Source organism: Microcoleus sp. T3_D1 (assembly GCF_036700405.1).
Classification (GTDB): Bacteria; Cyanobacteriota; Cyanobacteriia; order Cyanobacteriales; family Microcoleaceae; genus Microcoleus.
The window spans coordinates 1-11,612 of sequence record NZ_JAUBOV010000131.1; the positions used below are offsets into that span (position 1 = coordinate 1).

The 11,612-nt window shown below is 45.0% G+C and carries 5 protein-coding genes and 2 pseudogenes; 3 read left to right on the forward strand and 4 right to left on the reverse strand.

Features of this window, described 5'->3' with window-relative positions; genetic code table 11:
• Positions 1–284: 284 nt before the first annotated feature.
• The 4 genes from QT992_RS31875 to QT992_RS33810 all read right to left on the reverse strand — a co-directional run bounded on the left by QT992_RS31875 (position 285) and on the right by QT992_RS33810 (position 8,447).
• Positions 285–3,158, reverse strand: a complete 2,874-nt coding sequence (locus QT992_RS31875) for a zinc-dependent metalloprotease (protein ID WP_333321400.1) — start codon at positions 3,156–3,158, stop codon at positions 285–287.
• A 106-nt stretch (positions 3,159–3,264) separates the two neighbouring features.
• Positions 3,265–6,783, reverse strand: coding sequence for a hypothetical protein (locus QT992_RS31880; protein WP_333321398.1), 3,519 nt, complete (start codon positions 6,781–6,783; stop codon positions 3,265–3,267).
• 918 nt (positions 6,784–7,701) lie between these two features.
• Positions 7,702–8,028: a transposase gene (locus QT992_RS31885; RefSeq protein ID WP_333342736.1), complete on the reverse strand. Its 327-nt coding sequence runs from the start codon at positions 8,026–8,028 to the stop codon at positions 7,702–7,704.
• Positions 8,025–8,447 carry a helix-turn-helix domain-containing protein gene (locus tag QT992_RS33810; protein ID WP_445305393.1) on the reverse strand — a complete coding sequence of 141 codons (423 nt, stop codon included), beginning with the start codon at positions 8,445–8,447 and terminating at the stop codon, positions 8,025–8,027. The genes QT992_RS31885 and QT992_RS33810 overlap by 4 nt, the downstream gene beginning before the upstream one ends.
• Positions 8,448–8,670: 223 nt before the next feature.
• Here QT992_RS33810 and QT992_RS31890 point away from each other — a divergent pair, with 223 nt between their 5' ends.
• From QT992_RS31890 to QT992_RS31905, 3 genes and pseudogenes are all read left to right on the forward strand, one after another.
• The gene (locus tag QT992_RS31890) at positions 8,671–8,988 is read left to right on the forward strand and encodes a hypothetical protein (protein ID WP_333322559.1); all 318 of its coding nucleotides are present in this window, start codon (positions 8,671–8,673) and stop codon (positions 8,986–8,988) included.
• Positions 8,989–9,106: 118 nt separating this feature from the next.
• Positions 9,107–10,166: pseudogene (locus tag QT992_RS31895) on the forward strand (ISKra4 family transposase).
• A 434-nt stretch (positions 10,167–10,600) separates the two neighbouring features.
• A pseudogene (locus QT992_RS31905) lies at positions 10,601–11,487 on the forward strand (ISAzo13 family transposase).
• The last annotated feature ends 125 nt before the right edge of the window (positions 11,488–11,612 follow it).

The following is an 11,612-nucleotide window of genomic DNA, read 5'->3' on the forward strand; positions in this document are numbered from 1 at the left end:
TACACAGTCTCTTATGCTTATTTTGTTAACTTTGTCAAGTTCATATTATACCAAATTAGATGAGCTTACCCTGCTTTGATGAGGGCAGTGCAGACAATATCGTGATAAAGGTCTTTGGCAGGCATAAGGGCTATTCTTTTTAGCTTCCCTGTCTATCTATCGTATACGACGCAAGTTCAGAATTATTTTAACTTGACTAAGATTCTCCGAAACCGGGTTTTTGACCAAATCTGCGGGCGGCAACGAAATATCTTCCTCAAAAACCCGGTTTCTGAATCCCCAAATTAATTCGACTGAATTTGCGAATTCAAAACCTTAGAAATTCGATCGCGCGTTTCCTCCAAATGAGCCCGCGTATAAGCATCAGCATTCCGATCCAAATTCCGAATACTCTTGCTCAAACCCTCCCGCAACTGCCGCAACTCGTACCACGCCAAACTCCGCGCATCCTCTGGAACATTCGTTTTTCGCAGCACCATTCCGATCAAAATCGCCAAATGTTCCCGCTGCAAAGAACGCCGAAAAGTTGAAATTTGCATCTTCTTTTCCGGCTGCAAAACCTCTTCCCAGATATCCTTTTGCACAGTATCCAAAACTTCCGGCAACCTCAAAGCAGTTTCCGGCCCCGATTTTAACTCGGCATCCCGCAGCCTCGCCAAGCGCATCGGAGATAGCAAAACTCGCAACACAAACCGCTGCAAAAAAGTAATTCGATCGCCGATCGGGTAATCTAGAGGAAACACCAAAGCCGGACTTCCCCAGTGTTCCCAGCGCGAAGGCGCCAATTTGTTGAGCAATTCCGGCGCAAAACTAAACGCATCCGGGGCAAAAACGTACTTCTCTAATGTTGCTAAAGCTTCTCGCTGCTGAGAAAGTTCGATCGGCACAAACGGCAACTTCGCATTAGTATCTCCAGGGCGAATCCGATTAAACGACTGTCCCCCCACATACAAAGTCGCATTCATCACCTGCTGAACATAATACCCGAACACCGAATCAAACATCACCCGGAGTTCGTTATAACCATCTCCCCCAACCGGAATTCGCTTTTCCAAACGCTTCCACATCGCCCTAGCATTATCCAATTGCCATTGCGAATACCTCAGCATATTGGCGCTGAGATCGAAGGTATTTGCAGCGGGATCGAGAATATCAACAGAATCCTCATCCGGCGCGTAAGCTAATTGGGATTCCGCAGCGCGGCTGGCAATTTGTTGCAGCGCTGGTAAGTCGCTGTTCGGGTCCCGGCCGCCAATCACCTTGTAACCATACTCGATCGCCCAATCGTCGTAAGGCCCTACAATCGTTGGAAAATAGTCGCCCTGCACAGTTCCCGGAGGTGCCAAATTAATCGGCACATAATCCATAACCGACGCTACCAAACCTTGCGTGCGAGTTACCTGAGTATTGTTTAAATCCTCCGGTTGCAGCATCGTACTCCCGTGAAAATTGTGCCTCAAACCCAGAGTGTGACCGACTTCGTGGGCCGTCAAAAATCGGATATATTCATTCACATAATTGTCAATCGTCCCACTGCTAGGCGCTGCATTTTCCAACAGATCGATCGACATTGCCCCCATCGCAAACTGGCGGCTCGATTCCAACCCAAAACACATATCCGAACTCGACATCAACCGCGATAAAGGAGCTCGCTTTTGCTCTTGGTATCTTTCTACCAAAGTCGGCAAATCATCAGCAATTCCACCTCGATCATTTTTCCCGCTGCTTTTTCCTAAATCCCCATTTTCTAGCACATTCAAATAGCGAGAATACATCCCGAACTGACAGGGATTGGTATTAGAACCGTTTCGCCCTTGAAAACTCTTAGATAGCGATCGATTTTGTTCCACCAAAGACCGATAGCCCTGTTTGATTTCCCGGACAACATTAGCATCCAACAGAATATCAGCATCCAAAATTTCCCCCGTCAGCGGGTTAGTGCGAGACGGCCCGATGCCGGCAAACTGAGGCTCAAAAGAACTCGACCAGCGGATAGTATTGTAGCGAACGTCAGCCGGGTCCCATTTAGCATTGTCCGGCATTTGTTTGACCTGTATTGCGTCAGTAAAACCGGCCTTTTCAAAAGCTTTGTTCCACTCCAAAACGCCCTCGCGAATTGCGTTTCGGTATTCGGAAGGCACATTATTTTCAATCCAAAAGACGATCGGCTGCACCGGAGGCGACATCGGCGCTGTCGGGATTTGCTTTTGCAAATGCCAGCGATTGATATAGCGCACAAAAGGCTCCCGGCTGCTCTTGTCAGAAAAGTCCTTATATGCTGTCAGAAAATAGCCCACTCGCTCGTCCGCAAGTCTGGGGCGGTAGCCGTTATTTAGCGGCACTTCCGAGAAACTGTAGTGAATGCGGAGGTTAAAAGCCCGACTGTCAGGAATCGAAGGTAAATAGTTAAGCTCACTGTCATTATCGCTAGAAAAACCATAGACAGAAGCAATCTCCACATTCAGCGGAAACGCTTTAACATCTTTAAAAGAAGACTTGTCTGCATCGATCGAGTAAGAAGCGCCCAAAAGCATCGGCAAAATCGCTTTTACCCCTGGTAAATCGCGTTTGTCGCTCATCAGCAAATCTCCTAAATCGATCAGCAGAGTTTGTCTTTGCGGATCAATGCTTTTGAGAGGCAAAGAATAGAGAATCGACTCGCTAAATCCCCGTGCTACCGAACCTGCTTGCGGGTCGCCAGGACTTGTGCGAAAATTTACATTTGGTATCACAAACTGCACGTTATTTTGGACGCGCCGCAGTTGAAACAAGAAATCGCCGATCGGCATTCCGCTCAAAATGCCCGCTTCCCCCAAACCCGATGCCAATGTCACAAAGCACAGGAACTTTTTGTTGAGTTGTTCCGGTTTAACTTCCAGATATACTTTATCAGTTGCTTGATTGCGGTAAAGAGTAAATAATCCCTCTAACTTTTTCGCGTCTTTGACAACCTCTTCAAAGGGTGCCAGAGTTGGCTGTTCGCTACTTTGTTCGTTGCTGGGCGGCCCAGATGATAAAGCTACAGGTAAGAAGAAACCTTTATACAAACTGAAACAGAAAAATGCTAAAGATAATATAAAAAATATCAAAGGCAGATTTTTTCTCGGAATTTTTATCTGTTGATTTTTGCTATTTTCAGGAAATATCAATTTTTTCATTTTCACTATTTAGCCGCAGGAAAGAATAGTTTTGAGATAGTCGCGCCGCACTCGCAACGTTGGGAGCATTTAACTTCTAAAATAACTCACCACTCAAAAATTATAACTACTGTTTCGCCGGCCAGGGAATCATGGGATCTTGAGCCAACCGCTTAGACACTGCAACAGCACCGTAACGGTTGAGGTGGCTGGGGTCGGAAAAAGATTCCCGCGCCTGGGGCCACAATAAACTCTTATCTAGGAAAATTAGTCCGCTTTGAGCTGCTAATTCTTGCATATATTGCCGGAATTCTTGTTCGTAACCTGTTCGCACCGGGTCTAAATAATCTTCAGTCAGAGGCATATTCACAAACACGAGATTGATGTTGCGAACCTTGGTAAATTCGATCAGATTTTTGAGTGCTAGAGCTTGTTCGCCTACCAATTTAAAATTTTGATAGTCGGAGTCGTAATAACCAGATACTTTCGGGTGCTTCTGAAAGTAAGTTTCGGGATTGAAGCGTATATCGATCGGCAAAAAGCCATTTGGTTGAAACTCGCTGACGGGTTTACTCCCAGCGGTTGGCTGGGCGTTTTCAGTTGTTGGTTGGCCCAGAGGTGCGGTTTGGGGGATCTCGGTTGCAACAGGGGCTGAGGGATTCGCGATCGATCGCAAAAACCCTTTAAGTCGATCGCGGTTTTTGTAAGTTGCAGAACCCTCCACCAACTTTTGACTCACCAATTGCTGAACATTAGCTTGAGCTTGTCCCAAATTGTTCACCAATTCAGTCGCAGCCGCCACCGGATTGTTGGCGCTTTCCTTCGATGTTTCGGATTCTAATTGATTGGTGCGGATCAGAAAACTACCTCGGCTCAATTGCCTGTAACCTTCCGAAGAAGCGATCGCACTAAAAGTCAAATCCGGCCGCCCGCTGTTGAGAGCCCTGGCCCCGTCAGCCAACACCAGCAATTTCGGCAGTTGTTGCGGTGGCAAAATCCGGCGGACGATCGAATCTACAACCTGGAGAGTAGCTCCATTAACTCCAAAATTGTAAGCCCTCAGCCCCGGATAGCCCGAAGCTGCCAAAGCTGTTTCCAAAACCGCCGGATCGATGCCCCGCAGCGCCCTCGAACTACCGACAATTAAAATATCCGGCGGCTTTTTGTGCAGGTGAATGTACTCTTGATAGCGCGCTATTTGGTCGTCCAGTTGCTGGCTCCTCAAAGTCGGGAACACCGGAGGAGCAGAAACATCAGCTACAGGAACGCTAGTATTTCCCGGTTTCGTAAACCCAGAGCCATTGAAAGCCTCTTGCTGGTTGGCGTCGGGCGACGGCTGCAACGGAATTTGAGGCAAATTCACCTCATCAGCAGGGGGAACGGGGTTCGGGGTTTCCTTCGGAAGTCGGGCTGTAACGTCGTCCACAGCCTTGGGAGCTGAATTTTGACAATTTGGCCCGCTGCAAACTTCGGAGGCGCTAGGAGCTTGACTGACCGTCGCAGATTGCAGAAATTGACCGAGCAGCCAATCGGTATTGAAAGTCAGCAGACAGCCGGCGATCGCCCAAATCAAAGCCATGCCCGCCGCGCGATCGGCTCTCACGCCCCCGGGCGCAGCAGCATTTGTTGACAAACCATCGGTAGGAACAAACAAACCCGAAGCGACAAGCGGCTGCACCGCAGCTTGAACTAACTGCTCGCCCAGATTGTATCCGGGGAGTCGGATTTTGAAACGCGGCCGCCAGGAGTTGGGCGCCGGAGCATCGAACACCAAATTGTCGCCCAAACCCGAAAAACTCCCATCCTCCGCCGGCGCAAAGTCTGGTACCGGTTCCTTTTCCAAGACAGCCACTTGGGAGGGAGCCGGTGCGGGTGCCGCTGCTGATTCCTCGTCAACCGCCCTTCTGAGGTCGATTGCGTAGCGCCACAGGGGCTGCTTCTGACCCGCGCGCCGTCCGTAGACTCGCACCCCTGCCACTCCCGGAATTTGTAACTGCCGCAAGAATTTCGCCACCGGCGGGCCTACCTTCGACTGAGAAGGGCAAGTCAGAGCTTCTGTCATCACGTGCAGCACGTTGGCTTTTTGCAGCACGACAGCCCGAATCCCTCCTGTTTCCAGCTTGCGTCTGAGATTGGGGTTGAGCAACCTGTTCAATAAAAAAGTCAGAGCCAATTGGTCGCCCTCGACTGCCAGCGTTCTAGCGTTTGCAGCCAAGTCGGGGTGGTGGGCTGCCGGCAAGTCCACCCAGTCTATCCACACCGGCGACTCCGGCGCCGCCTGAGAGTCCTTGGCTGGTTCTACGCCGTAGATAGTAGCTGCGTGGATGCCTTGGGGCGCAAAGGAGGCTAACAAAGGGGCGATCGCGTCGGTGGTTTGCTGTTTGTCGGGGTATTCTTGCCGTTTAGGCTTTTGTCCTTTTTTGGCAGTTTTGCTGCAAAACAGGTGGAGGGTTGCTTCTTTGAGGGTAGCCCGCACTTCGACTCTCGATGGAGCCAAGTGTTGGTTTAGCAGTTTGGCGATCGACTGTACGTCTCCCCACCTGGCCCATTCCTTGAGAATTTTGTCCGGCGAAGTCAAATCCACCCGCAGCAGCCAGTCCGGTTTCGCTTCGCCGCTGACTTGGCTGGCGATCGCAGCTTCCCGGAAATCCTCTAGTTGCAGTTTCCGCAGCCTGCCGGCGATGGGTTCGGCCAGCAATGAGGGGTCGGGGCTGTAAGCTGACTCGCACAGCACCAGCAGTCGGCGTTCCTTGGGCTTGATATTTTCCGGCCCATTCACCGGCTGGGTTTCTAGGCTGGTTTTGAGTTCTTTTTCGCGAATGCTTACTTTCACCGAAACTCCCATTGGCCCTAGGATTTCGCTGAGATAGCTGGCGATCGCATCTGGATAGCCCCGGCGCGCCAACGTTTCCGGCGAAACCGTCAATGTTCCATCGCGATCGCCCTCGCCTGAGTCGGCTTGGGGGGATTGAATCAAAGCCACCGCGCCACGGTTCGCTTTCTGCTGCGGGGGAACGGCGGAACCGACAGCTTCCCGCGTCGCAGCAGCCGAAGTGTCGATCGTCACGGGGGAAGTTTCAAAAGCTTCTGGGTATTCAATGCGGGAGGCGATGGGCAGACTGTCGGCGTCAAAATCCAGTTCTTCCCGTACTTGCGGCGGTTGCGCGACTGTTTCTACCGGTTTTGGTGTCTGTTTGAGTTTCTGGTTGTCATTCTTAAATTTGCCGAAAAATCCGCCTCTTTTAGGGCTTGCGGGCGGTTCGTCGGGGGAACTCGCTGGCGGCGGCACTTCGGCAACTTTTGGTTCCGGTTGCTGTGGCTGTTGCTGTCGCTTGGGACTGCTGCAATCGAGCCGGACTGTCCAGTCATTTTGTCGGGAACCGATTTTGCGGCCGCACAGAAACAACTGGTAAATTTTAGGTCGATCGGGCAGCAGTTGCGTTAAATCCGTTTGTTCGAGGGCGTTGGTAAATCGCGCCGTCACCAATTCTTGAGACGGACTGTGCGCTGCTTCGCACAAAATGTGCAGGTGATTTCCCCGCAAACGCGCTTGTACTTGAACTTCGGGAAGCCCTAAAGCTTCTTGCGCCCACTGCGACGCGGCCGATCGATTGTCTGCCAATATGCTCCCGTTCGCATTCAACATGGGACTTTAAATTTCGTCAAGGCTGCTTTCGTCTTCTACAGATAGCACATTTCGTCCGTATTTTGGCATATATTAGGCTTCACTTAGGCGAAGTCATCAGTAATTGGTTGTTAGTAATTATTAGGAATCGCACCACACTACATATAGTGTCTCTGCGTCCTGGACTGTACAACCTAGTTTCCAAAGCCTTACTGTTGCGATCGGGTTTTGCGTAATTTTGCCAAAAAATAAGTTACTTTTTATACAATAAACCGGATAATTAGTTGGGCGAGCGCACCTCCAAAATGCTCGATCATCCCAAAATTCGTAGCGTGAACTTCATTACACGGAAGTGGATTAAAGCTTCCATAAAGTTTACTTCCTGATGGCGAACACCGCTTGCGATCGATAAAAGTTACTGATATTCTCAAATCTATCGGTAGCCATAACAACACCAACTTATTGCGATCGCATCAAATTTTTGTCAGCCTCGCTGGCCGGTTTTCACCTGTCGAGATCGCAGCTTTCGTCCTCAATAAAAAAACAAAATTCCAGCATCGTCGGGACTAGCTTTGTTTGCGAAAACTTCAAGATTAACATCCTCAAGCTCTGCATAATTTTAGTCACTTTCATCATCAAAAAAAAGAACTTTAAATCATGTCATTAATCGAAGCATCAAACCCCCAAAGAACTGCCAATATTTCTCTCATTCCCGACATTGTAGAAGACTTCCCGCTAGCAAATTCTACCAATAATTACTCTTCTTCCCCGAAAAATCTTTTAACTGTTAATACCAATTTACTATGAAGTTGCACTTAATATAGCTTCAAGGATATAGTCCCAACCACAGAGAGATAAAACTTCTTCATTCGTGAGAGATTTGATAATTGTATTTACCTGTTCTTTGAGTTTATCTAAACTCGAACAATTTTCCCACTCTTAGTCTTTTTTTGTATGCTCCCACAATCTTTCAATCGGATTTAATTCAGGACTATAGGCAGGTAAATATATTGGCATTACCTGGTCAGCCCAGTCTAATAATAGAGCTTTATGGAAGCTACCATTATTCATGATAATTAGATTGAAAGTCTCTGAGTATTTTTGACCAAATCCATTTAAAAACTCTTGAAAACAGTTGTAATTTAGCTGAGAAAATTCTTGATAATATTGTTCGCCTGTTGCTGGCTCTACGACTCCATAAATATAAAAGTTTCCTCGTTTACATTGCTTTTTCCCAATTGGTTTTACCCCCTTTAATGTAATCATTCTGCCCGGCGCATAGTAATCAATCCCAATCTACTCTCGTCCTGACACCATATCCTTACAGGCTTGGAGTTTCCGAAATATTTAATCCTTACTTTAATGAGCTCACATAGTTTTTTTTTGAAGCTTGCCTGCACCTCTTCGTTCGCTTTGTTACTTTGGGGTCTTGGGAGTTGCAGGTCAGCTTTCAATTTATAATGTACTAGGTCATGTACCACTTTATAACTCACTTTAATTCCGCATTCTTTTTCTAGCCCGAGCTGTAATTGGCCATAACTTGTTTCTCCCTGGGTTTCTTGCAGTTTTTTGATTAATTTTTCTCTCACTTCTGGTGGAATATGTGGAGTCTTTCCGGGAGCTTTTTTTATGCTCAGTAATTCATTAATTCCACCTTTTTTGTAAGCTGTTAACCAACGATATATTGTTGATTAGTCTCGTTTTAACATCGTGGCTAATTCTGCTCTTTTTTGAATTTTTTTGGTGACCAGCCAGTATAGTACCAGTAATTTTTATTTATTTACGGCGGTCGCATGACCTTCGAGTCGATGCTCTAGTTCCTCAACCGTTTCCTGGATTTGTACCTGAAGTTTGTTCGCCATATTCGATTTCCTCTACTTTTACCCTATATTTTAGTGTACCTTCATAGTGAATTGGTATAACGAAACATCCTCCACAAACCCCAGCGTTGAACTATTACCATCAAACAACCAAATCCTCGACAATAACCCAGAAATACCTCCCCAACAAGCAGAGATAGACCCCTTCATCCTCAACAAAGATTCAACACCAACAACCAAAAACATCCCCGAAAAACCGCAAATATCCACCACTCAAACCGACGCAATCACAGGCGATACAGCCAAACCAGCAACTCAAAATAACATTTCTTTCGACTCCGGGATTTTCCAAGCAGACGAAACAGGTAAAATTGTGTTCGATTACCTATCAGACGGAGGCTGGTAGGGAGCGTGTCACTTTTGCAGTGAGTATAAATACCCAAAAATACTAGGGCAGAGATTTTGAGCTATTTTTGGGCAAAATCGGCGATAATAATGATGTCTTAATTAATGGCGATTGAACTATGACGGACGAAGAGCAACAGGCGATTCAAACACATGTAGAAGCTATTTCGGCAATTCTGTATGCTGATTGTGACCCGGAATCTTTGAAAGCATTAGAAGATATCGAGCTCACAGTTAAAGATAAGGTGTTAACTCATGTGACACCGCAAATTGGATTTTTTTTATCTACTCAGCTAGTGGCACAAAAGTAGGAAGGGTAAAGAAATTAAAAAGTACATTAGGTGATTTAAGCATCACCCAAAAGCAAGCAGATAAACTAGGGTGTGGGAGCGGGAGTAGATTGAGTCCACATTTAGAAAACTGTTGTTTAAGACTGAGTGCTAATGTTGCATATCAACATGCAGCCAAAGATATTGAATATATAACAGGGATTACGGTTCCAGCTCTCGACACAACTCATATTAGTACATTATCAAAAATTTGAGCAGCCTTACGCAACAGCAGATATTACCGACTTAAGTGCAGACGGTGGAAAAGCACGATTGATAACACCACTCGGAGAAAAATCTGAGTGGAAAGACTATAAAGCAATTGTGTCGGAAGCAGGCATAGTAGCCAGTTTCGATCGAAATGACATCATTATTGATTGGGCAAATAAACAACCACTAGCCAAACCAGTAACTTGTCTAGCGGATGGACATGATGGTGTATGGAATATATTTAAAGAAATTAGTTGTCAACAGGACAGAAGAGAAATTCTAGATTGGTATCATTTGAATGAAAATCTTCACTTATGTGGGGGGTTCAATTAAGCGATTGAAGCAAGCGGAAACATACTTAGGGCAAGGAAATGTAAAAAGTGCAATAGCACTATTCATACACTTGAAGAAAAATCCAGCAGTGAATTTTTGTAAGTATTTAGAAAAGCATAAAGAAAGAATTATTAATTACGAAGTTTTCCAGAGAAATGACATCTGTTCGATTGGTTCTGGGGCAGTAGAATCAGGAATTAAGCAAATAGGTAGAAGAATTAAAATATCTGGAGCAAGTTGGAAATCAGAACATATTGGGCAGGTATTGGCTCATCGATGTGCTTACTTAGGACTGAAAAATAAATAACTTGATGGATTGTCGGATATAATCAAAAACAGCGCCCTGATTGCTATTTTGTCTAAAATTGATAGAAACGCGCCAGGGATTTTTCTATTCTACCACTTTATCTGACCTTTAAACCTATGTTTTATTCTAGTTCAATTGAGTCGGAAATAAAGAAAATTTATAACTCTTTATCAGAAAAGGATAAAAGAAGGTATGCAGCGATCGAGGCACAAAAATTGGGATGGGGTGGAATTAGCTATATAATGAAACTTTGCGGATGCAGTCGAAATACTATTGTCCAGGGAATTAAAGATTTAGAAACAATGAATGAAACGATTATTAATAATTTAAGGATCAGAAAAAAAGGAGGAGGAATAAAAAGTATTTTAGCTACCAGGAGCGGTATTGATGAAGCCTTTTTAGAAGTCTTAAAGTTCCAGACAGCAGGAGACCCAATGAATGAGCTAATTAAATGGACTAATTTGACGCATAAAGAAATAGCTGTCGGACTAAAAAACGCCGGATTTTGTGTGAATCTTCCTCTCGTAGGACAACTCCTAAAAAAACATGGATATGTGAAGCGAAAAGCACAAAAAAAACAGACGACAGGAATTAATAAAAATCGTAATGCTCAATTTGAAAATATTGCTAGACTCGATACAGAGTATAGAAAAGCGGGTAATCCCATTATTAGTTTTGATACAAAAAAAAAGAAGTTTTAGGGAATTTATATCGTCCGGGAACTCTCTATACAACCGAGCCTGTCACTACTTTTGATCGTGATTTTTGGAGCTTAGGTCACGGAAAAGTAATTCCACATGGGATTTATGATGCTCAAGAAAATCGAGGATATATAACATTAGGCAATAGTAAAGATACAAGTGAATTTGCTTGTGAATCCCTGAAAATTTGGTGGAATAATTATGGAAAATTTCTCTACCCGAATGCCACTTCAATTTTAGCAAAGTGTGATGGTGGAGGTAGTAACAATGCTAATCATTATATCTTTAAAGAAGATTTACACAAGTTAGTTAATGAAATCGGAATTGAGATAAGAATTGCCCATTACCCTCCTTATACATCTAAATATAATCCCATCGAACATCGACTCTTTCCTCATGTTACTAGAGCTTGTCAAGGAGTAATTTTTACCAATATAGAATTAGTCAAATACCTGGTAGAAAAAACTCACACTAAAACCGGGCTATCTGTAGTTGCAAATGTGCTTGATAAAGTCTATAAAATTGGTCGAAAGATAGCTAATAACTTTAAAAACAATATGCAAATTACTTTTGATGAATACTTGCCAAAATGGAACTATAGAGCCGTACCTCCAACTTAGTAATTCATCAAGTTATTTATTTTTCAGTCCTTACAGCACTTCCGGATCTTATGAGGTACAGTAGCAGCAATTAGTAAACCAGTTTTTAAGATGTTTCGGATTAATTAAGTCAAGAGCCACAGCAA

What these genes read in the sequence shown, in the direction of transcription:
- QT992_RS31880 (WP_333321398.1), bottom strand. Translation starts at nt 6,783, where the DNA reads ATGTTGAATGCGAACGGGAGCATATTGGCAGACAATCGATCGGCCGCG.
- QT992_RS31885 (WP_333342736.1), bottom strand. Translation starts at nt 8,028, where the DNA reads ATGATTACATTAAAGGGGGTAAAACCAATTGGGAAAAAGCAATGTAAA.
- QT992_RS31875 (WP_333321400.1), bottom strand. Translation starts at nt 3,158, where the DNA reads ATGAAAAAATTGATATTTCCTGAAAATAGCAAAAATCAACAGATAAAA.